The 510-nt window shown below is 74.5% G+C and carries 1 protein-coding gene and 1 tRNA gene; both read right to left on the bottom strand.

Annotated features, from left to right (window positions below; all coding sequences use genetic code 11):
• Positions 1-138: 138 nt before the first annotated feature.
• Positions 139-354: a hypothetical protein gene (locus tag AC3WLN_RS24080; protein WP_492485503.1), complete on the bottom strand. Its 216-nt coding sequence runs from the start codon at positions 352-354 to the stop codon at positions 139-141.
• Between the two features lie 79 nt (positions 355-433).
• Positions 434-510: transfer RNA gene (locus AC3WLN_RS24075), tRNA-Asp, on the bottom strand.

Below are 510 nucleotides of genomic sequence, written 5' to 3'. Positions count from 1 at the left end.
GGGCGCATCGGTGCGGAGGGGTCTCGGGGTGGGCCTGCGAGCTCTCCGCCTCCGCGGCCGATGCGGCGAAAACGCGGCGCCCGGCCCGGGCGCGCGCAACCGGCACCGGCCCTGTGTCCCGCCGGCCACGGGCCTTCGTCAGATCCGGGTGCCGCGATCCCGGGGCGGGGCGCCGCAGCGCCAGGCCGTGATGCGGAATTCCGGATGGGTGCCGATCCACTGCGCCAGCTGCGGCTGGGCGACGTGCAGGCAGGCCGGGGCGTCCTCGACGTCGAGGGCGAGCCTGCGCGATTCGCAGGTATCCGGCGCGCGGGCGAGGCAGGCGGTGAAGTAGAGGAAGAAGACACCCGACATCCGTCGCCCTCCGGCACGATCCTCGGAGGAGGGTAGGGCGACGACGGGGGAAGACGAGGTGAGCGCGCGTGGGACGCGATGGCGCGGGCGACGGGACTCGAACCCGCGACCTCCGGCGTGACAGGCCGGCACTCTAACCGACTGAGCTACGCCCGC

The organism is Methylobacterium sp. FW306-05-D (genome assembly GCF_058782155.1).
Note: the sequence above shows the minus strand (reverse complement) of the source record. Positions and strands in the feature narration are given on the sequence as shown.

What these genes read in the sequence shown, in the direction of transcription:
- AC3WLN_RS24080 (WP_492485503.1), bottom strand. Translation starts at nt 354, where the DNA reads ATGTCGGGTGTCTTCTTCCTCTACTTCACCGCCTGCCTCGCCCGCGCG.